Consider the following 20,571-nt stretch of genomic DNA (forward strand, 5'->3'; position numbering starts at 1 on the left):
ATGGAGAGGCTCGTATGTCTATGGGGATACTTTCTTTAATCACTTTGGTTATCTGGTTTGTAGCCATTCAAGAGTTTTTAAAACCTGAAAAGAATCAGAGTAACCGAAAAATAATGATGTTAACATCCGCTGGCTCCTTGCTGACGTTAGTTCTGACCATTTCACTTTTTCAAACACTATAAAAATACCTTGAAAAGCGGTTTTTCCTCGGCTACAAGAAGCGTAATGCATGCGGCCCTGAGTTCTTCCGTGGTTGTATGATTTGGTTTTCGGAAAATGATGGGAAAGGGGAGAGTAGCGATTGTGAAGAGGAACTACACATTACTGTTTTATTTTCTGTTTGTATTGTCAATGATAGGCGGTCTAGCTTTAAGAGATACGTTTTCCTATTCAATGATGGTTGGAAGCGGAAAAGGGCTCATCTTTCTTTTTTGCTCTGCTTATTCTGCAGAAAAAAAAAGAAGCATGTGAACTAATGGTTCGCAGGCTTCTTTTTTTGTACGACGATCTTATTTATAAACGCTGGACGGAATTTTAAACGTATGAATGCCGTTAGAATACGGGCCGTACTCATATTCGCCAAAAATAATGGCAATGCCGCCGCTTGTGTAGTAAAACTGATCTTCTTTTAAATTTACAGACTTAAATTCATTAACCCAGAACTGAGCGCCTTTTTTATTACGAGCAATCATTTCATTACGAATATAGTTATTAACTTTATTCAACTTAGTGTTGTTGTTAATAATATCTTTTAAGCTAATTTGTCGAGCTTTCAACAAATCGTAATTATAAGTATCAATCCAAGCGTTGCCGTGAGCGCCGCCAGCGTACGCATCATTCGTAATAGCAACACTTAAAATATTATCTTGGTTGTAAGGTACAGAGTATGTCATATTACGAGAATAAGGACCTGGTGCCCAGCCGTTTTTACGGTCTTCCTTTTCCTGTTCTTTTAGCTCGTTGTGTTCTTTTTGTGCTTCTTTCGCAATGTTTAAAAATTTTCAATTATAGCTAGCCTCAAATGGTTTATTGATAAGGCCGGATACCTGCGGATAGCTAATGTTGCTGGCTAAAGATTTCTTCGTAACCGTTACTCCTAGTGCTTGAATTTTGTCACTAGGCGCTTTTTCATACTTAATGCTTGATGACTTTTGAGCATAGGTACCCTTTGATACCCCATAAAGACCGCCAAATTTGCTAGACTCAGAATACACGCGGAATACTTGCCCTTTTGTCACTTTTCTAGCCGCTACTAACTTGTTGTTTTTGATGTTGTAAAGATTCGTGTTCTTTAAAACGGTAACGCGTCCTATTTGCCCTTTAACCAGTTCCTGATTCCCCCACACAACTTTTGCTTCTGCAACTGTTTGCGGAGCAAGCGGTGAGAATAACAAAGCCAAACCTAAAACAACTGCGCTAACTCTTTTAAACCTTTTCATAAAAGCCCCCTAAAGCGATTTTTGTAGGTTTTAAAGCTAATCGATACTTTATTTTTCAAAAAAACCCATTCACTAGTATAGTATATTTTTACAGTTTTTTACTTTTATCAATTCATTTTTACTGAATTATTTTTCGACTTGATTCCTCTTATTAAATGATTAAATAAAATAGACCGGTGCACTTTATGCCTTTAGTAGAAAGAAGAAAAAAATCAGTTTTTTACCCTAGACTAAAAAAGTTTCCTGTGGTAAACTTTCGGTATTATGACACATAAAAACTGAAAATTTTAAATAAATCATGCTGACATGTTCATTTTTCTGCACCAGCAGAATACCCTATTAAAAATCAACGAGCATATTTTTTTACCTTAAAAGTTGGTCTGACGAAAAAAATATAACCATAGGTAAAAAATAAGAAGGGACGAAAAATAGATGGCTAGTGTAAATAATTATCCATTGTCTACATTTACGACAGGTGAAACGGTACAGCTCGAACGAATCGAAATCGAAGGTGCGTTAAAGCGCCGCTTGTTAGATTTAGGATTTATTCCAGGAGCCATCATCAAAGTGCTTCAAAAAAGTCCGTTAGGAGATCCTGTTGCTTATCAAGTCAGTCATACAACGATTGGTCTGAGAAAAGAAGAAAGTTCAAAAATTTATGTAAAAAAAGTAGGTGACGACGGTGAGTGAGTATCGTATTGCATTAGCAGGAAATCCGAACACAGGAAAAAGTACGTTATTTAACGGGTTAACCGGTCTCAAGCAGCACACGGGAAACTGGACGGGAAAAACTGTAGCCAAAGCAGAAGGGACGTTTGAACATCACCAGCAGCTCTATACAATCGTCGATTTACCTGGAACGTATTCACTTTATTCAAACTCGGCGGACGAAGAAGTAGCGCGCGATTATATTTTATTTGAAAGACCTGACGTGACGGTTGTGGTGGTGGATGCAACGGCGATGGAACGAAATCTTAATCTAGCCCTGCAGGTAATGGAAATGACGGAAAACGTCGTAATTTGCGTGAATTTAATGGATGAAGCAAAGAAAAAAGGAATTGTAATTAACGAAAAAAAGCTCGCTGAATCGTTAGGCGTACCAGTTGTGCCTATATCAGCTCGCAATAAAAAAGGAATTACGAATTTGCTGGATGCGATTGAACAAGTCGTGCGAGGGCAAGTAAAGCTTAATCCTTACCAGGTGCAGTACACAAAAGAAATTGAAGCGTCACTAAAGGAGCTAGAACCTCAAGTCGCTTCTATTGTTGGAAATCAATTTCCTCTGCGCTGGATTGCTTTACGGGTTCTTGATGGAGATACGTCATTTTTAGAAACGATTCAGCAGCGTCAGCAGCAAGATATCAGTCACACAGAAAGGAGGAACAGCACATATGGGAAATCCGTTAACTCCTGAAAACTCATTAGCGATGGAGCAGCTAACGCGCTATGCGCAGCAGGCAAAAGAAAAAGATCATCGTTCAAATATGGTCGCAAGCATTTATCAGTCGTCGCAGCAAATATGTAAAAAATCAGTTGTGTACGAAGACCGTTCAAAGCTTCAGCGCACCGAGAAACTGGATAAAGTCTTTACCTCGCCAATTTGGGGCTTTCCGATTATGCTTGGTATTTTATCGGTGATCTTTTATATCACCATAGCCGGCGCAAACGTTCCTTCTGGGTTAATTGCGGAAGGGTTTGGCTGGGCGGAAGGGTATTTAACAGCTTTCTTTCAAGCGATGCACGCACCAGAATGGCTGCACGGAATTCTTGTACTAGGACTGTTTCGCGGTACGGGATGGGTTATTAGCGTGATGCTGCCTCCGATGGCCATCTTTTTCCCTGTTTTTGCGCTTTTAGAAAACTACGGCTATTTGCCTCGCGTGGCGTTTAATATGGATCGTTTGTTCAAACGAGCAGGTGCACACGGCAAGCAGTCGCTGACAATGGCGATGGGATTTGGATGTAACGCCGCAGCGATTATGTCAACGCGTATTATTGAATCGCCCCGTGAACGTATGATGGCGATTTTAACAAATAACTTTGTTCCATGTAACGGCAGATGGCCTACGCTGATTTTATTAGCTTCTTTATTTATGGCAACGGGCTTTACAGGGAGTGCTAAAACTTTCGTAACGGCGCTTGTTGTAGTGGGAACGGTGTTATTTGGAATTGTTGTGACGCTGTTTGTATCATGGGCACTGTCTAAAACGGCACTGCGCGGAGTACCAACACACTATACGCTAGAGCTCCCGCCTTACCGTAAGCCAAAATTTGTAGATACAATTGTGCGCGCAACGCTGGATAAATCGCTGTTTGTGTTAAAACGCGCGATTATTGTTGCAGCACCCGCGGCGGTGTTAACATGGGTATTGGCTAATATCTATATCGGTGATACAAGTATTTTAATGCACTTTGTTCAGTTTCTTGATCCGTTTGCCAAGACGCTGGGGCTAGACGGTTATATATTAGCTGCTTTTATTATTGGCTTGCCGGCTAATGAAATTGTTGTACCAGTTTTACTGATGGCGTATTTATCAACGGGCTCATTAATTGAAATTGAAGATGCAACAAGACTCAAACAAATTTTCCTTGATCACCACTGGACGTGGCTAACGGCTCTTAATATGATGCTGTTTTCGCTTCTGCATTTTCCATGCGGAACGACGCTTGTAAATATTTATAAAGAAACCAAAAATGCAAAGTGGACGTTTCTTGCTTTTGCGATTCCAACAGTGATTGCGATTGGCGTTACGTTTGCGGTTGCTCAAGTCGTAAAAATGTTTAACCTTATTTAAATATGAAATAAACGTGCAGGGCTTTGCGAAAAGTCCTGTATTTTTTATGAGCTGCTATCTTAATAGATTTTTAGTTTCCTCACGGATGATTAATTGATATTTTTTAGATGAAATGGTAATTTATATGGTATGTATTTCTTTTATGATATGCACAGATTTAACTTCTGGGGGAGAACAACTATGGCAAAAAACAAGGCAGCAGAAACCATCTGCTGGCTGGCAATCCTTGCTCTCCTTATTCTCAGTATCGTAAATGTCGTTTATAAAGGTACAAACCAAACGCTTCTATCTTCGAACAAGGATTATCATGATTACGGCAGCATACAAGTGACTGGCAGCAACCAACAGTTCGGGAAGCTATGAGACAAGCGAGGGTACGACCAAAAGCGTCATCATCAGGTAAAAAGAAGCGGCGGTTTGCATCACGAGAGATTAATAGAAAAAAGCGCCAATGAAATGCTAAAAGGAGGCTGACCGTGGGGATATTTTTTAATAAAATAGATTCAACCAAGGGGAGTAAGTATCAAACAAGGCTGTATTCTTGCTTCACTGTTCTCATCATAATCAATGTGATCAACAGCTGGTTTCTCGATTGGCTGTGGCTTTATATCACCACAAGTAGCGTTCTTGTTATACTAGTGGTATTCCTGCTCAAAACCCCTAAACGTGATTTAGAGGAAGAGTGGAAGCAGCTAGAAATAGAGAAAGACGAGGCTTTTGAAAACAGAGTCAATTTGATGATGATGAATGGCCGAAGTGACGTTCAGGCTATTAAATACATACGCAAAGAAAAAAATCTTGGTTTGCTTCATGCGAAGCATTATCTTGACCGTATCAAAGAATCAAAGAAATAGTAAAAGCGACCTTTGACAAGCAGAGGTCGCTTTTTGATAGACTATTTACTTTTTCTCCCCAACCGTCACTTTTTTCGTAAACAATAAGAAGTTTTATAGACCCCTAAAGAAGCCTTCTCTTAACGAACTTCATCGCGCTTTGCAGTTAATTCTTTAATCGTTTCTCCTTCAACTAACACCGGCTGATAGTAGGTTTCATTTGGCAACTCTTTTTTGCCCTGCAGCTTTTTAATAATCCAATCCGCCGCGTCGTGTCCCATTTGTTCTTGCGGATGGGTTAACGTTGTTAAATTAATGGTCGCATTTTTAGCGATGTAGGAATTGTCTTGACCAATAATTGACAACTTGTCCGGAATGGAAATAGCGAGCTGTCTGCATACATTTACGACTTCTAATCCTACTTCATCGTTATAGCAGACAAGAGCCGTCATTTCCTCTTGATTTTCAGTAAGAAACGTTTTTAAATTAGCGTACAAATCGAGCTTTGTTTCGGTGTTAAAAGACAAAATATGCTCAGGCTGAAAGCGGAGTTTTGCTTCACCGAGTGCCTTTATGTAGCCTTTCATTCGGTACTTTCCCTGAAGATCATCCATTTTTGCGATGAGCCCAATTTGCGTATGTCCTTTTGAAATTAATTCATTTGTGGCAAGGTAGCTTGACTGAACGTCGTCTAGACAAAAAAACGGAACGTTCAATTCTTCGTAATAGGCATTAATCATGGTAAACGGAACGTCTTGTTCTTTGAATGATAAATAATACGAGATGTTTGGATTGTACAAATTGCTTTTTGTAGGCTCAACAATTAAGCCGTCTACTCCATAGGAAAGCATCATTTCCAATGCTTTTTTTTCTTGTTCCACATCATTATTCGTGCTCGCCAGCAGCAGCGAATAATTATCTTTATTTAATCTGCTTTCAATTCCGCGAATGATCGAAGGGAAAATATAGTCGGAAATATACGTAGTAATTACACCGATTGTTTTGTTGGCAGAAGCCCCGCTAGTTTTTGATTGATACTGATTGCTTACATAGGTGCCAGATCCTTTTTCGCTTCTTAAAAATCCTTCATTCGACAGCTCTAAAATGGCTTTTCGAACCGTATGTCTGCTGACACCATACGTTTCTTGCATGACCGATTCAGTCGGGATTTGTTCGCCCATGCTGTAATCGCCTGAAAGAATTTTGCTTTTTATATCCTCAATAATCACCTGATATTTTGGCTTCATGTTTTCACTTCTTTCGTAGTTGTATACATTCAACTTTTTTTATGTGTAAAATTTGTATGGACATATTTTATCATGAACGTGAATAAATGAAAAGATTTCCTTGATTTTTAATCGAAAGGAGAATGATTTAAGGGGTAGATCCGATTTTTTAAAAGTTTAAGAAGGGAAGAGTAGGATGTTTTAAGTATTTGTGTGCATATATAATTTTTATATTGACAAATGTACGTACAAATAAATATACTTAAGTTGTTAACAAATTCAAACAGCGTTACATAAAACGGAAAGCGCTTCCTTACTGCTATAGGTATTGTTATAGCTATCAGAAAGGAGATTAAACGTGAAAACAACTCAAGAAAGCATAAAACAAGCAATTGCTAAAGGGAAAACGTCCCTTGGAATTGAACTTGGATCTACTCGTATTAAAGCGGTGCTGATCGATGAAAACTTTGAAACGATCGCATCGGGCAGTTATGAATGGGAAAATCTCTTAGAAGACGGTTTTTGGACGTACAACTTACTCGATATTATTACAGGTCTGCAAAGTGCTTACCGTGAAATGAAGCAAGAAGTGGAACGAAGCTACGGGATCACCATCCGAACAGTTGGCTCCATCGGCGTTTCAGCTATGATGCACGGATATATGGCGTTTGATAAAACGGGTGAGCTGCTTGTTCCGTTTCGAACGTGGCGTAATGCAACAACAAGTGCAGCAGCAAAAGAATTAACTGAACATTTCCAATTTAATATTCCTGAACGATGGAGCATTGCGCATCTGTATCAGGCAATCATCAATCAAGAAAAACATCTGCCGCGCATTGATTACATGACAACGCTAGCCGGCTATATTCATTGGCTGCTGACAGGCAGTAAATCGCTTGGCATTGGAGACGCTTCAGGGATGTTTCCAATTGATGAACGCACGCAAAATTATAGTGAAGATATGATGAAGCAGTTTGATGAGCTTATTTCTTACAAAGGATATCCGTGGCAACTATCAGATATTCTGCCTGCAGTTCATACTTCAGGAGAGCAAGCAGGTACATTAACAGCGATAGGAGCCAGCATTTTAGATCAATCAAAAAATTTGCAGCCGGGCATTCCGTTTTGTCCTCCAGAAGGAGATGCGGGAACGGGAATGGTGGCGACAAACAGCGTAAGAAAGCGCACGGGAAATGTTTCAGTAGGAACGTCCGTTTTTGCGATGATTGTACTAGATAAAAAGCTTTCAAACGTTTATCCGGAAATTGATTTGGTTACCACGCCAAACGGCAGTCCAGTTGCCATGGTTCATGCGAATAACTGCTCAAGCGACTTAAACGCCTGGCTCGGATTGTTTCGCGAATTTTCAGAGGCGATGGGACAAAAAGTAGAGTCGGATAAATTATTCGAAGTGATGTTAAATAAAGCGTTAGAAGCTGATCCTGATGGAGGGGGCTTGCTTAGCTACGGCTATTTCTCAGGTGAAAATATTACCGGAGTAGAAAGTGGACGTCCATTATTTGTCCGTTCAGCAAAAAGCAATTTTAATCTAGCAAACTTTATGCGTACACATCTTTTTACAGCTTTTGGCGCTTTAAAAATAGGGATGGATCTTTTAGTTAAAGAAGAAAACGTAAAGATTCACAGCATTTTAGCGCACGGAGGGTTATTTAAAACGCCGGTAGTCGGTCAAAAAATGATGGCAGCGGCAATTAATACCCCGGTTTCCGTCATGGACACAGCAGGAGAAGGCGGCGCGTGGGGCATGGCTATTCTTTCTTCTTATATGCTCAATAAAAATGAGAATGAAAGTTTAGAAGATTTCTTGGATGATAAAGTTTTTAAAGAAGTGACCGCACAAGAAATCTATCCTGATGAGCTCGATGTAAAAGGGTTTGAAGCATTTATTAAAAGATATAAAAAAGGGCTAGTGATTGAAAAAGCAGCTGCAGAGCACCACAGCGAAGAACGGGAGGAGTTAGTGTGCTAGATAAATTAAAAGAAGAAGTATTTCAAGCAAACGTCGATTTGCCAAAACACGGACTGGTCAAGTACACGTGGGGAAATGTAAGTGCGATTGATCGAGACAGCGGTTTGTTTGTGATTAAACCAAGCGGCGTGACGTACGAGAAAATGACGGCGCAAGACATGGTAGTCGTTGATTTAGATGGTCGCGTGGTAGAAGGTGAGCTTAATCCTTCATCTGATACGCTGACACATGCCGTACTCTATAAACATTACACGCAAATTGGCGGTATTGCTCATACGCATTCAACGTGGGCGACCATTTGGGCTCAAGCAGGACTCGACGTGCAGGCAATGGGAACGACTCATGCCGATACCTTTTATGGTTCCGTACCGTGCGCGCGCTTTTTGACAGAAAAAGAAGTAAATGACGGATATGAAGTGGAAACAGGCAAGGTGATTATCGAAACATTTGAAGAGCGTGGCTTAGATGTGTTAGCGGTTCCTGGTATTCTACTTCAAGGGCACGGACCGTTTACGTGGGGAAAAGATGCTAAAACGGCGGTAATGAACAGCGTCGTATTAGACGAAGTATCCAAAATGAATTTCTTTACTCAAAAATTAAACGGACTGGCTGAAGAGCTGCCTCAGCGCATATTAGACAAACATTATTTACGAAAACACGGACAAAACGCGTATTACGGGCAAGGACAGTAAAAGACTTACATACAGAAAAGGGGATTATCATGTTAAAAACAGTTCAAAAAGAATTTTGGTTTATTGTTGGTTCACAGCATCTTTACGGAAAAGAAGCGCTAGCAGAAGTAAAAGCACACGCGCAAACAATGACTGATGCTTTAAATGAAAGCGGTGTCTTGCCTTATCCGATTGTTCTGCAAGATTTAGCTGTGAGTGCTGATACGATTACAAGCATGATGAAAGAAGTGAATTACCGAGATGAAGTTGCCGGTGTAATCACGTGGATGCATACGTTCTCGCCTGCAAAAATGTGGATTCGCGGTACCAAGTTACTGCAAAAACCGCTGCTTCATTTGGCAACACAATTTAACGAAAGTATTCCTTGGGAAACGATTGATATGGATTTTATGAACTTGAATCAGTCCGCTCACGGTGATCGTGAATACGGCTTTATCAACGCGCGTTTGAACAAGCAAAATAAAATTGTAGTAGGCTACTGGGAGCGCCCCGAAGTACAGCAGCAAATTGCACAGTGGATGGACGTAGCCGCTGCTTATAACGAAAGCTTCAACATTAAAGTCGCGCGTTTCGGTGACAATATGCGCAACGTGGGGGTAACAGAAGGAGATAAAATTGAAGCGCAAATTCTATTTGGCTGGACGGTTGACTACTTTGGAATTGGCGACCTTGTTCAATATGTAAATGCCGTTACGGAAGAAGAAATCAATGATTTATTTACTGAATATGCCGACGCGTATGAGTTTGTTTACGGCGATTATTCTGCAGAAGACTGGGAATCTAGCGTAAAAGTACAGGCAAGCTATGAAATTGCGATTAAACGTTTTCTAGATGAAGGCGGCTACAGCGCTTTTACCACTAACTTTGAAGATCTATACGGTATGAAACAGCTTCCTGGTCTAGCCGTACAGCGCTTGATGGCACAGGGATACGGATTTGCCGGTGAAGGAGACTGGAAAACAGCCGCGCTTGACCGTTTGCTTAAAGTAATGAGCCATAATCAGTCAACGGGCTTTATGGAAGACTACACGTATGAATTAGCACCCGGACGTGAGTCAGTGCTTCAATCACACATGCTTGAAGTAGACCCAACGCTAGCGGTAAACAAGCCAAAACTAATCGTTTCTCCGCTAGGTATCGGTAACCGCGAAGATCCGGCCCGCTTAGTGTTTGATGGTAAACAAGGAGAAGGCGTAGTAGTTTCCATGGCTGACTTCGGCACGCATTACAAGCTGTTAATTAACGAAGTATCGGCATTTGAACCGGAAGTTCCAGCTCCAAATCTTCCGGTAGCGCGCGTGCTTTGGAACATTAAGCCGAACTTCCAAGACGGCGTTAAAGCGTGGATTGAAAACGGAGGAGGCCATCATACGGTTCTTTCATTAAATTTAACGACGGATCAAATCGTGAGCTATGCAAAGCTTGTTGATCTAGAGTACGTCATTATTAAGTAAGCATCACTACTTTCAAGGGAGCGCTGCTTCCTTGGAAGTGAAAATATAGCGCAATTTAGTAAAAGAACGCCGTTTTTAGAAATAAATGAAAGCGTTTTAAATTTTGTGATAGAAAGAAAAACTAAGACAACAAAAAGGGGATATATAATCATGAGTAAAGTATCAAGTAAGTTTATCTTCTTCTTCGGCTCATTTGCCGGTATTTTATTCGGTTATGATATTGGGATTATTGCTGGTGCAGAAGGTCATATCCGTGAAGCGTTTCATTTGAGTCCGCTCTGGCTGGGGATTGTGGTTTCGTCGCTAATGGGAGGAGCAATTATCGGTTCCATTTTAAGCGGATTATTAGGCGATAAGTTTGGACGAAGAAAGTTAATTTTAATTTCGTCGATCATCTTTCTTTTGGGCTCCATCGGTTCAGCGATTGCACCAGAGGAAATTACGTTAACGATTGCGCGCGTCTTTTTAGGTACAGCAGTAGGAACGGCTTCTTCTTTAGTTCCTGCCTATATGTCAGAAATCGCACCTGCTAATATTCGCGGGAAGCTTTCAGGTTTAAATCAGCTAATGATTGTAATTGGATTATTATTAAGCTATATCGTAGCCTTTATTTTTGAGCCGGTTCCAAACAGCTGGCGATTAATGCTTGGCAGCGCCGGTATTTTTGCAATTGTATTATGCATCGGTATGATCAAGCTTCCAGAGTCGCCTCGCTACTTAATTAAAAATGGAATGCCAGATAAAGCGCGTGAAGTGCTGCGCACGCTTCGTCCCTCAGCAGTGGAAGTCGAAGCTGAAGTGTCTGAAATTGAAAGCGTAGCTGTGCATGAACAATCAGGCATTAAGCAGCTGTTTCAGAAAAAGTTTCGTCTAGCTTTAATTATCGGCGTCGGAATGGCAACTTTTCAGCAGATTCAAGGCTCAAACTCAATTGTTTATTATGCAACAAGCATTGCTCGCCAAGTTGGTTTAGCCCCGCAGGTAGCTGCTGGTTTTACGGTCATTGTTGGGGTAATCTTCGTCGTGACAACACTTATTTTTCTGCAGTTTGTTGATAGATTCAACCGCCGTACCATTCTTACGATTGGCGGCGCGGGTATGGCTCTTTCATTCTTTACACCGGCTATTCTAGGAGCGTTAGGCGTTAATGAAGTCGTTGTTAACTGGGTTACGTTAATTGCTCTTTGCTGCTTTATCCTTTGCTATGCGTTTTCTTGGGCGCCGCTTACGTGGATCATTGTAGGAGAAATTTTCCCGCTTTCTGTACGCGGAATCGGTGCTGGTATTTCATCTGCTTTTAACTGGACAGGATCGCTGGCAGTAGGGCTTGTGTTCCCAATTTTAGCTGATCAGTTTAGTCTGGGCGTTATCTTTTCAACGTTCGGGATCATTTGTATTCTCGGATTATTCTTCATACGTTTTGTAGTTGTTGAAACAAAAGGACGTAGCCTAGAACAAATTGAAACGGACATGGCAACTCGCTCTGAAAGAAATTCTTTAAGTCCGGTTGAGCGTAATAAATACGTCTAATTGTTGTTTAAATGTAAGAGGCTGCGATAAAAGTATGGTAGCCGAAGTGAAAAACGAACCACTGATCAAAGTGTTTGATTAGTGGTTCGTTTTTTTATGGTAAGCGCAGGTTTCATCTGTTGAGTTTCTTCTAGCAGTTGATTGGAGGGAAAGACGCAGACTCCTTCGGGAAAAGCGGAACAGGTGAGACCCCGCAGGAGCGTATGCGACGAGGAGGCTCACCGGACGCCCGCGGAAAGCGAAGTCTTGTACGGAAATCAACTGCGGTGTCACAAGCGATTCAGCTCATGTATTCCATGTGTCTTTAGAGTGGATTCATTTCGTTATGTCTCAACCTCTTTTGGAAAACCGTACATAACTCTTAACGAAACCTTGTAGCAGAAGGTTAAGTCAAGCGTTATAATAGATAATGAAGGATGATATATTCTCTATATTTGTCATATATTTGTATTACATATGTAACTGAAGAAAAACATTCACTTGATATACTGTTTAATGACTTAACTTTATCTTAAAATTTACAGTGAAATGCCTGTTTATAGAGGCTTGGAACATACACAGCAAATGGAGGAGCTATCATGGCAAACGAAAAGATGCAAGAAGGACTTAATCGTTTTATTAAGGAAGATTTAAATGACCTTTTAGGTAGACTGTTTCCCTTAATGGACCGAGAGTGTGCGGAAGAAAAGAGAATGCTTATTGAAACGGCGGTAGAGTACATCTATTCTTCAGGGTATCATCAAGGAGCAAAAGACTTGATCGAAACACATCGAAAAGATGATTACAAATTGTTAAGGCAAAAATTAGCGTCAACGCCTCCTGAAAACTGATTTTTTTGAAATTTCTTTTGACAACATAAATGTAAGGTGTTAAGATGACTCTACATTCAAAATATTATAAACAATCAAAACTCTTATTGAGAGAGGCGGAGGGACTGGCCCTGTGAAGCCCGGCAACCATTTAACAATCTTGTTGAAAAGGTGCTACATCCTGCAAAGCGTACAGCTTTGAAAAATAAGAGAGGATTTCATAGATACTATGCCTCTCTATTCGTGATAGAGAGGCTTTTTATTTTATGTGAATATGTTTTGAATGAACAATTTCATAGAAATGCATCAGGTGCTGTGTAACGAATGTACGCAGCTTAAAAGGGAAGATCGGTGAAAAGCCGGCGCGGTCCCGCCACTGTAATGGGGAGCAACTTATTAACCACTGTTTCATGCTGAAATGGGAAGGGATAGGAAGCGATGAACCTAAGTCAGGAGACCTGCCTGTTGTATGCACTTAAGCTCTACGGGATATAGAGAGGAGTGAGGAATACGTGTTGAGAAAAACAGACTATCTCAACTTTAGTTAAGTATGCGTATCATCTCTCTTTTCATTTCGAAAAGAGAGATTTTTTAGTTTATCGATAAAAAAATATACAGGGAGTGGAAAAAATGAGCAGTGTAAAAAGTTCAAATGTAGGTTATCCAAGAATTGGTGAAAAACGAGAATGGAAAAAAGCGCTTGAGCAGTTTTGGGCAGGGAAGCTAGAGAAAGATATCTTTCTACAGGAAATTGAAGCTCTTCGTCTTGGGCATCTGAAAAAACAGCATGACGCAGGAATTGAACTGATTCCAGTCGGAGATTTTAGCTTATACGATCACGTGTTAGATACAGCCGCTATGTTTGGTTTGGTGCCAAAGCGCTTTGAATATGACGGAGGACCGGTATCGCTTGAAACGTATTTTGACATCGCGCGAGGAACAAAAGGTGCGGTAGCCTCTACGATGACAAAATGGTTTAACACAAATTATCACTATATCGTACCAGAGCTTGAGGAATGTACGCCGGCACTTGTAGAAAATCGCCCGCTTCAATTTTACAAAGAAGCAAAACAGAAGCTGAATATTGAAGGCAAGCCCGTTATTTTAGGTCCAGTAACATTTGTAAAGCTGTCAAAAGGATATAAAGAAAGTGAGTTTAAAAAAGTAGTTGAACAATTTGTTCCTCTTTATGCAACTATCTTAGCGGAGCTGCAGGCAGAAGGAGTAGAGTGGGTACAAATAGATGAGCCGGTTTTATCTACAACGCTATCAAAAGAAGACCTGGCGCTTTACACAGAAGTCTATCAAACTTTGAAGGAAGCGGCACCGAATGTAAAAGTCATTTTGCAAACGTATTTTGACAGCGTTGATTACTATAAGGAAGTCGTGTCTCTTCCTGTTGAAGGAATCGGTTTAGACTTTGTGCATGACCGAGGCGAAAATCTCACGGCGCTTAATAAATATGGTTTTCCAACTGATAAAGTGCTGGCAGCAGGAGTGATTGACGGACGAAACATTTGGCGTGAAAATTTGGACGAGCAGCTTTTAACAATCAGTGAAATTGAAGAAGCCGTATCAAAAGACCGTTTGATTCTGCAGCCTTCATCAAGTCTGCTACATGTTCCTGTCACGGTGAAAAATGAAGAGACGATTGATCCAGTATTGAAAAATGCGCTCTCTTTTGCAGATGAAAAGCTGAAGGAAATTACGCTGTTAACGAAAGCGGTGCAGCAAGGAAAAGAAGCAATAGAAGAAGAAATAAGTGTAAGCAAACAGGCAATTCAAGCATTAAATGGATCATCTTTTCGAAATCATCAAGACGTGCAAAAAGAGCTGAAGCAGCTGCACAGCTATAAAGCAGAGCGACAAGCGCCGTTTGACGTACGTCAGCGCGTTCAGCAAGAAGCTTTTCAACTGCCGCTTCTTCCAACGACAACGATTGGAAGCTTTCCGCAAACAAAAGAAGTGCGAAAAGAGCGTCTAAAATGGCGTAAAGGCGAGTTAAGCGATGAAGCATATGAAGTGTACATTAGCGAGGAAATAAAAAAATGGATTGAAATTCAAGAAAACATCGGCTTAGATGTCCTTGTGCACGGAGAGTTTGAGCGTACGGATATGGTCGAATACTTCGGTGAGAAATTAGGAGGCTTTCAGTTTACGAAGTTTGGCTGGGTGCAATCTTACGGTTCTCGCTGCGTGAAGCCGCCGCTTATTTACGGAGATGTATCGTACGAGCAGGCAATGACGATCAAAGAAACGGTCTACGCACAGTCTCTAACCAATAAGCCGGTTAAAGGAATGCTGACGGGTCCGATTACGATTTTAAACTGGTCGTTTGTACGTGATGATATCCCGCGCTACGACGTGGCAAATCAAATTGCACTTGCTCTTAGAAAAGAAGTGGAAGCACTTGAAAGTCAGGGTATTTCAATGATTCAAGTAGATGAACCGGCGCTGCGTGAAGGGCTGCCGTTAAAACGAGAAAACTGGGAGAGCTACTTGAACGCCGCGGTGTATGCATTTAAGCTAGCCACTGTATCCGTGCAAAACGAGACGCAAATTCACACGCATATGTGCTATTCAGAATTCGAAGAGATTATTGATGCGATCAAAGCGCTTGATGCTGACGTGATTTCCATTGAAACGTCTAAAAGCCACGGTGAATTAATTTATGCGTTTGAAAAACATACGTACAATCAAGGAATCGGACTTGGTGTATATGATATCCACAGCCCGCGCGTACCGAAGCTTGAAGAGCTTCAGCGAAACATTGACCGCGCTCTGCAGGTACTTGATCCTGCATTATTTTGGATTAATCCCGACTGCGGTCTTAAAACAAGAGGAATCAGCGAGACGGTTGAAGCTTTAAAAGTGATGGTTGAGTCTGCAAAACAAACCAGACAAAATTTATTACAAAACGTTTAATAACAAGAAAGTAAAGACCAAGCAGTGTAAACGCTACACTGCTTGGTCTTATGGGTTTTTTAAAGGCCAAAAATATCCATTGACACTTCCCGTAGATTTTTGTATCTTTTTAAAGGTGTTTTTAAAATCAGGGAGGTACAACATGAGTAACAACAGCACGCAGCACGTTAAAATTGTAACAGCGGATCCATCAGCGCTAGGTCTATTCGGACTTGCCATGGTGACACTTGTTGCATCGTTTCAAAAGCTTGGGGTAACCGATGGTGTTTCATTGGTATTGCCATGGGCGATTTTTTTAGGCGGAATAGGACAGTTAATCGCGTCTATGCAAGATTTCAAACATAATAATACCTTCGGCGCAACTGCTTTTGGTGCCTTCGGGTTATTTTGGCTAGGTGTAGCTATGACATGGCTTATTCAGCTTGGAGCATTTGGGGAAGCGCTCGCAAAAGAAGCGGATCCGAAGCAGCTCGCATTCGCTTTTGTCGGCTACTTGATTTTCAGCGTTTTTATGACAGTTGGAGCAATGGGCACTCATAAAGTATTATTTATTATTTTTGTGTTAATTGATTTCTTATTCATTGGATTATCGCTAAGTACATTTGGTGTGGCATATGAATACACGCACTTACTAGCAGCAGTGTCAGAGCTATTGATTGCTCTGTTTTCATTTTATGGATCTGCAGCGGCTGTATTAAATACTCACTACGGTCGAGTTGTGCTTCCGGTGGGCAAGCCATTTGGAGCATTTATCAAATAATCAAGACGTTCATTAAAAAGCGAAGTAGGGTTGAATTCTGTATGATGCAGAGGTCAATCCTTTTTTGTTTGGGCGTTTTTATATATAGTAGAAAGAGATAGTTATATGTAATAGAAGCTTTTAGAGAAAAAAGAGAAATACATAATGAGAGGAAACGTTTCAATGATTATAAGAAAAGTGGATGAAAAAGATTTAAACCAATTAATTACGTTAGAAAACAAAGGCTTTACACCTGAAGAAGCTGCCTCAAAAGATGCATTTATCACGCGGATTAACACCATTCCTGATACGTTTATTATTGCCGAAGAAAATGAAGAAATAATCGGATATGTGAACGGTCCTGTCATTTCAGCACCGTTTATTACGGATGATTTGTTTAAAAAAACGATTTTGAACCCTGAGACAGGCGGTTATCAAAGCATTTTAGGTATCGTTGTAAATCCCAAGCATCATCACAAAGGAATTGCCAGTATGCTGCTAAAAGAGTTTGAAAAACAAGCGCGGAACAACCAGCGCTTAACGGTTACTTTAACATGTAAAGAAGAATTAATTCCTTTTTACGAAAAAAACGGATATGTGAATCAAGGAGTTGCGGAGTCTCAGCATGCAGGCGTCCAGTGGTTTAATATGAGCAAGGAGCTTTAATGTTACTACTATGAATTGCTTGTAACACCGCTAATGATTTCCGTGCAAGGCTTCGCTTTCCGCGGGCGGCCGCTGAGCCTCCTCGTCGCTTGCGCTCCTGCGGGGTCTCACCTGTTCCGTTTTCCCCCGCAGGAGTCTTCGCCTTGCCCTCCAATCATCTGCTAGAAGCACCAACATACACGAAACCTACGTTCACCATACCCATAAAAAAATTAGCACGAGGTGAATTCTTAATCAAACTCGTTCGCAGTGTTCTTCAACTAACCTACTTTTGTTCCAACCTCTATTTTAGTTATGTAAAAGACTCTGCTTTGTCAAACATATTTGACAGTAACAAAGGAAATAATATAAGATATGGGTGTAAAAAGTTTTTTACATTTTAGAGATGAGTGATGAATGGTGGAAAACCGAATTAAAGAACTGCGTAAAATCAAGCGGATGTCTCAAGATGAACTGGCAAAAGTATGCGGCGTATCGAGACAAACGATTAATGCAATTGAAAACAATAAGTATGATCCAAGCTTAGCGCTGGCTTTCCAGCTGGCCGAAGAGCTGGGAGCAACAGTAGATGAGCTGTTTTTATTTCATAAATCATGAGTTAGTTAAAAAGAAAAAGACAATGTGAAGCAACGGTCTTTCTAGTAGGCGTGTTGATGATTCTGTCTTATACGCGAACAATACATAAGTAGGTAGAAGATTAATACTGTTTCTATTGCTTCATATAAAAAATTTGCCAAGCGATGGCGGTGAAACGAATGGAAAATCGAGCTGCAGGAGTAGCTCTTACAAGTACGGGCATGTTACTGTTGATGATAACGTTAATACTTCCTGTTCCGGGATTAATCTATAGTTTACTTGTAGGAAGCAGCATTCTACTAAAAGGCTGCGGGACAGGAGGAATAAAAAGGTGTATCACGTGAATGCAGCGTGATATAGAAAAGGAGGTTCCTTTTGAAAAAAAGAACGATTATTATAGCTGCACTTTTATTTATCGTCGTATTTTATTTTACATATACCGGGAAAGCCTATCAGTTAAAAGATGTTGTGAAAGTAGACGAAGCAAACGTTACGCGTATTGAAATAGATACGGACGAAGGAAAACGTGTAGTAGATGACAAAAAAGAGATAAAGCAAATCGTACATTCTTTAGCAAAAGTAGAAGTGAAAAAAAGCAAGGAACTCGATCCAAAGTTTGACCAGTCTTACTGGGTAAAAATCGTTGAAAACGGAAAAGATGCGTACGGCTTAACGATTTACGATGATGAGTACATAAAAGCATTTAATTTTAAAGATAAAAAGCAGGCCACGTATACGATCGGTAAAGACCAAAAAATAGATGTGAAAAAGCTGTTGTCAACTAAATAAACGTGTAAACCTACTAAAAAAGACAGCCTGCGCTGTCTTTTTTTATAAAAACAATAGATTGAAAATTTTGACTATTTTAAGCAGGATTAATCTTTGCCTATATAATTAATAAATGATTGAATTAGGTCAATATCGGGGTTAACTAATAGTGCTGGAAGAAGGCCAAATGTTAATAATACAAGAACGTTTGATCCAATAAAGATGCGAAGTGCTTTTTTGATTTTCATGATATTTCCTCCCTTTTTTATATTTTCGTATAAAAAGAGAAAAAAATCAATAGAAATGTGACGAAAATGTGAACTTTTTGTCTGATAGTCCCTGATAGATTATAAAAATTCCCTCTCTATACTAGATAAAGAGGGATATAGTAAGTCATAAAATATGTAGAAACATTAAAAGTACATGCGCAGATTCTCAATAAATCGGTAGAGAAAATAGCATGAAAAACCGATTAAGATACATCCTGCGGCAATAGAAACCCATTTAATATAAAGCTGATTCAGCACTTTTCTAGTTCCGGAGACAATCGTCATTAAGCCCAGGTCATGAATTAAAATCCCTGTTAATATTCCGGCGGCAATCAGCAGGAAATGAAAAGAGTGAGAGGATTGAAGCGAATTTGTCAGCACCGTTCCAAATACGCTCAGCCAAAATATGAGATTGCTAGGAGAAACGGCAACAAAGATTCCGTTCACATAAGAAGATGCAAACGACTTTTTTACGTGTTCTCCAGGAGCCGTTATGTCATGATCCGCGTGTCTAATGCTGTCATAGCCAATATAGAGTAGAAAAAGCGCTCCTATAAGCCACATCATAAGCTGGATAAAAGGAGCCGATAAAAAAGAAGCCAGTCCAGAGTAAAGCAGCACAATTAATAATAAATCAACCGTCATGCCCCCAAGTCCAACAACCCAACCGTGCAGAAAACCATTTTTTAAACCTTGCTTCGTCATTTCCATCGTCACCGTGCCAACGGGAAGGGCAATCGAAAGACCGAGCAGCACATTTGTTAAAAATAACGTCACCAAAAACAAAACCTCTTTCAATCTCGTATCTACTATCGTTTTCCGTTTAAGTGGTCTTTCATTATATAAAATTATGTAATAAAATTCAATATTATGTATAAAAAAACATGTAGTGAATATAGAGGAGGAAGAAAGTGAATGAAATTAATTTGTGAATCGTTGGAAAAAGAAGACTACACGCAAGAACTACCAGAGGTGAACTTTACACATCCTTTGATTCAGCAAAAGGTATGTGAACTCAAAAGCGGCTTGCCTCATTCTTCACTAGCGTACATAAAAAAAGCGTATGAGTTTGTGAGAGATGAAGTTTCTCATTCATGGGATATTCAAAGCAGAATCATCACAAAAACGGCTTCAGAGGCTTTAAAAGAAAAAGAAGGGATTTGTTACAGCAAGTGTAATCTATTAGCTGCTCTGCTGCGTGCAGAAGGAATTCCAACAGGCTTTTGTTATCAGAGGCTAATACTTGGAAACACAATAGACACCGGCTACTGTATTCATGCGTTAAATGCTGTCTACATCAAAAGTGAAAAGAAATGGATTCGATTAGACGCAAGAGGAAATAAAGAAAGAGTGCAGGCCGACTTTTCGCTGAAAAAAGAAAAACTGGCTTTTCCAGTAAATCCTGCACAGGGTGAAGTAGACTATGCGACTATTTATACAAAACCTCGTAAAGAAACAATGGACGTGTTGTCTCAGCACGAAGACTGCTTGGATATGTATTTGCACTACTTGCCTACCAAGCTATAAAAAGAGGCTGGGACAAACGTATTTTAGTTGAAGGAAGATCCGAACGATGAATGGAGACTCTTAATAGAGAATTGAATTCGCTCGGATTTTTTATTGATAGCTTCATGTATGTGGCTGCTTCTAGCTGGTGATGGGAGGGCAAGACGAAGACTCCTGCGGGAACAGCGGAAGTGGTGAGACCCCGCAGGAGCGAAAGCAACGAGGAGGCTCACCGGCCGCCCGCGGAAAGCGAAGTCTTGCACGGAAATCAACAGCGGTGTAACAAGCGGTTCAGCTCATCTCTCCAATTTATTCGTCTTTAACTGAAAAATTAGTATCAACCTCTTCACCATT

26 protein-coding genes and 2 riboswitches are annotated in these 20,571 nt (G+C 40.3%); of the genes, 20 read left to right on the forward strand and 6 right to left on the reverse strand.

From position 1 onward, the window contains the following. Positions 1-14 precede the first annotated feature (14 nt). A complete protein-coding gene (locus SB717_RS25770) occupies positions 15-182 on the forward strand; it encodes a hypothetical protein (protein ID WP_312036094.1) in 168 nt (55 codons plus the stop codon). Positions 183-509: 327 nt separating this feature from the next. Here the strand turns inward: SB717_RS25770 and SB717_RS25775 are convergent, their stop codons facing one another. Together SB717_RS25775 and SB717_RS25780 are read right to left on the reverse strand one after the other, a co-directional pair. After that, complete coding sequence (locus tag SB717_RS25775; protein WP_410905405.1) at positions 510-989, reverse strand: DUF3298 and DUF4163 domain-containing protein; 480 nt, start codon at positions 987-989, stop codon at positions 510-512. Between the two features lie 12 nt (positions 990-1,001). Beyond that, entirely contained in the window at positions 1,002-1,439 is a 438-nt protein-coding gene (locus tag SB717_RS25780) for a hypothetical protein (protein WP_410905335.1), read from the reverse strand. 432 nt (positions 1,440-1,871) lie between these two features. On the opposite strand from SB717_RS25780, the gene SB717_RS25785 reads away from it, so the two are divergent. From SB717_RS25785 to SB717_RS25805, 5 genes are all read left to right on the forward strand, one after another. After that, the gene (locus SB717_RS25785; RefSeq protein WP_013058246.1) at positions 1,872-2,129 is read left to right on the forward strand and encodes a FeoA family protein; all 258 of its coding nucleotides are present in this window, start codon (positions 1,872-1,874) and stop codon (positions 2,127-2,129) included. Beyond that, positions 2,122-2,853, forward strand: coding sequence for a FeoB small GTPase domain-containing protein (locus tag SB717_RS25790; RefSeq protein ID WP_410905337.1), 732 nt, complete (start codon positions 2,122-2,124; stop codon positions 2,851-2,853). The genes SB717_RS25785 and SB717_RS25790 overlap by 8 nt, the downstream gene beginning before the upstream one ends. A 13-nt stretch (positions 2,854-2,866) precedes the next feature. Further along, on the forward strand, positions 2,867-4,234 hold the full coding sequence (locus SB717_RS25795) for a ferrous iron transporter B (protein ID WP_169746658.1): 1,368 nt from the start codon (positions 2,867-2,869) through the stop codon (positions 4,232-4,234). A gap of 180 nt (positions 4,235-4,414) precedes the next feature. Next, positions 4,415-4,597 carry a hypothetical protein gene (locus SB717_RS25800; RefSeq protein ID WP_310878000.1) on the forward strand — a complete coding sequence of 61 codons (183 nt, stop codon included), beginning with the start codon at positions 4,415-4,417 and terminating at the stop codon, positions 4,595-4,597. A 113-nt stretch (positions 4,598-4,710) separates the two neighbouring features. Beyond that, entirely contained in the window at positions 4,711-5,088 is a 378-nt protein-coding gene (locus SB717_RS25805; RefSeq protein WP_410905339.1) for a hypothetical protein, read from the forward strand. A 119-nt stretch (positions 5,089-5,207) separates the two neighbouring features. Here the strand turns inward: SB717_RS25805 and SB717_RS25810 are convergent, their stop codons facing one another. Then, positions 5,208-6,314 (reverse strand): GntR family transcriptional regulator, encoded by a 1,107-nt coding sequence (locus SB717_RS25810; RefSeq protein WP_410905341.1) that lies wholly within the window; start codon positions 6,312-6,314, stop codon positions 5,208-5,210. Between the two features lie 337 nt (positions 6,315-6,651). Here SB717_RS25810 and SB717_RS25815 point away from each other — a divergent pair, with 337 nt between their 5' ends. From SB717_RS25815 to SB717_RS25855, 9 genes are all read left to right on the forward strand, one after another. Then, the gene (locus SB717_RS25815; protein WP_410905343.1) at positions 6,652-8,283 is read left to right on the forward strand and encodes a xylulokinase; all 1,632 of its coding nucleotides are present in this window, start codon (positions 6,652-6,654) and stop codon (positions 8,281-8,283) included. Further along, positions 8,277-8,975 (forward strand): L-ribulose-5-phosphate 4-epimerase, encoded by a 699-nt coding sequence (locus tag SB717_RS25820; RefSeq protein ID WP_144644242.1) that lies wholly within the window; start codon positions 8,277-8,279, stop codon positions 8,973-8,975. Before SB717_RS25815 ends, SB717_RS25820 begins: the two co-directional genes overlap by 7 nt. 29 nt (positions 8,976-9,004) lie before the next feature. Then, on the forward strand, positions 9,005-10,429 hold the full coding sequence (araA, locus tag SB717_RS25825; RefSeq protein ID WP_410905345.1) for an L-arabinose isomerase: 1,425 nt from the start codon (positions 9,005-9,007) through the stop codon (positions 10,427-10,429). A 150-nt stretch (positions 10,430-10,579) separates the two neighbouring features. Beyond that, positions 10,580-11,959: a sugar porter family MFS transporter gene (locus tag SB717_RS25830; protein ID WP_074679570.1), complete on the forward strand. Its 1,380-nt coding sequence runs from the start codon at positions 10,580-10,582 to the stop codon at positions 11,957-11,959. A gap of 137 nt (positions 11,960-12,096) precedes the next feature. After that, positions 12,097-12,267, forward strand: a complete 171-nt coding sequence (locus SB717_RS25835; RefSeq protein WP_410905347.1) for a hypothetical protein — start codon at positions 12,097-12,099, stop codon at positions 12,265-12,267. 270 nt (positions 12,268-12,537) lie between these two features. Then, positions 12,538-12,789: a hypothetical protein gene (locus tag SB717_RS25840; protein ID WP_028414722.1), complete on the forward strand. Its 252-nt coding sequence runs from the start codon at positions 12,538-12,540 to the stop codon at positions 12,787-12,789. An 80-nt stretch (positions 12,790-12,869) separates the two neighbouring features. Next, positions 12,870-12,980: riboswitch (SAM riboswitch) on the forward strand. A gap of 79 nt (positions 12,981-13,059) precedes the next feature. Then, a riboswitch (cobalamin riboswitch) is annotated at positions 13,060-13,248 on the forward strand. 150 nt (positions 13,249-13,398) lie between these two features. After that, positions 13,399-15,693, forward strand: a complete 2,295-nt coding sequence (gene metE / locus SB717_RS25845; RefSeq protein ID WP_410905349.1) for a 5-methyltetrahydropteroyltriglutamate--homocysteine S-methyltransferase — start codon at positions 13,399-13,401, stop codon at positions 15,691-15,693. A 142-nt stretch (positions 15,694-15,835) separates the two neighbouring features. Continuing rightward, positions 15,836-16,453, forward strand: a complete 618-nt coding sequence (locus SB717_RS25850) for an acetate uptake transporter (RefSeq protein WP_013058231.1) — start codon at positions 15,836-15,838, stop codon at positions 16,451-16,453. Positions 16,454-16,597: 144 nt separating this feature from the next. Then, positions 16,598-17,098: a GNAT family N-acetyltransferase gene (locus tag SB717_RS25855; protein WP_410905351.1), complete on the forward strand. Its 501-nt coding sequence runs from the start codon at positions 16,598-16,600 to the stop codon at positions 17,096-17,098. Here SB717_RS25855 and SB717_RS25860 read toward each other — a convergent pair. Continuing rightward, on the reverse strand, positions 17,076-17,252 hold the full coding sequence (locus tag SB717_RS25860; RefSeq protein ID WP_410905353.1) for a hypothetical protein: 177 nt from the start codon (positions 17,250-17,252) through the stop codon (positions 17,076-17,078). The genes SB717_RS25855 and SB717_RS25860 overlap by 23 nt on opposite strands. Before the next feature lie 242 nt (positions 17,253-17,494). Between SB717_RS25860 and SB717_RS25865 the strand changes: the two genes are divergently transcribed. From SB717_RS25865 to SB717_RS25875, 3 genes are all read left to right on the forward strand, one after another. Continuing rightward, entirely contained in the window at positions 17,495-17,695 is a 201-nt protein-coding gene (locus tag SB717_RS25865) for a helix-turn-helix transcriptional regulator (RefSeq protein ID WP_074679580.1), read from the forward strand. Between the two features lie 158 nt (positions 17,696-17,853). Further along, the gene (locus tag SB717_RS25870) at positions 17,854-18,018 is read left to right on the forward strand and encodes a hypothetical protein (RefSeq protein ID WP_176547866.1); all 165 of its coding nucleotides are present in this window, start codon (positions 17,854-17,856) and stop codon (positions 18,016-18,018) included. Positions 18,019-18,049: 31 nt separating this feature from the next. Beyond that, on the forward strand, positions 18,050-18,463 hold the full coding sequence (locus SB717_RS25875; protein WP_074679582.1) for a DUF5301 domain-containing protein: 414 nt from the start codon (positions 18,050-18,052) through the stop codon (positions 18,461-18,463). A gap of 86 nt (positions 18,464-18,549) precedes the next feature. Here the strand turns inward: SB717_RS25875 and SB717_RS25880 are convergent, their stop codons facing one another. Together SB717_RS25880 and SB717_RS25885 are read right to left on the reverse strand one after the other, a co-directional pair. Further along, positions 18,550-18,690: a hypothetical protein gene (locus SB717_RS25880; RefSeq protein WP_013058226.1), complete on the reverse strand. Its 141-nt coding sequence runs from the start codon at positions 18,688-18,690 to the stop codon at positions 18,550-18,552. A 165-nt stretch (positions 18,691-18,855) separates the two neighbouring features. After that, positions 18,856-19,488, reverse strand: coding sequence for a LysE family translocator (locus tag SB717_RS25885; protein ID WP_410905407.1), 633 nt, complete (start codon positions 19,486-19,488; stop codon positions 18,856-18,858). Between the two features lie 138 nt (positions 19,489-19,626). Here SB717_RS25885 and SB717_RS25890 point away from each other — a divergent pair, with 138 nt between their 5' ends. Both SB717_RS25890 and SB717_RS25895 read left to right on the forward strand, forming a co-directional pair. Next, complete coding sequence (locus SB717_RS25890; protein WP_074679584.1) at positions 19,627-20,238, forward strand: transglutaminase-like domain-containing protein; 612 nt, start codon at positions 19,627-19,629, stop codon at positions 20,236-20,238. Positions 20,239-20,365: 127 nt separating this feature from the next. Next, positions 20,366-20,500, forward strand: a complete 135-nt coding sequence (locus tag SB717_RS25895; protein WP_410905356.1) for a hypothetical protein — start codon at positions 20,366-20,368, stop codon at positions 20,498-20,500. The last annotated feature ends 71 nt before the right edge of the window (positions 20,501-20,571 follow it).

Origin of the sequence: Priestia sp. SIMBA_032 (assembly GCF_046535215.1) — a bacterium.
Lineage (GTDB): Bacteria > Bacillota > Bacilli > Bacillales > Bacillaceae_H > Priestia > Priestia aryabhattai.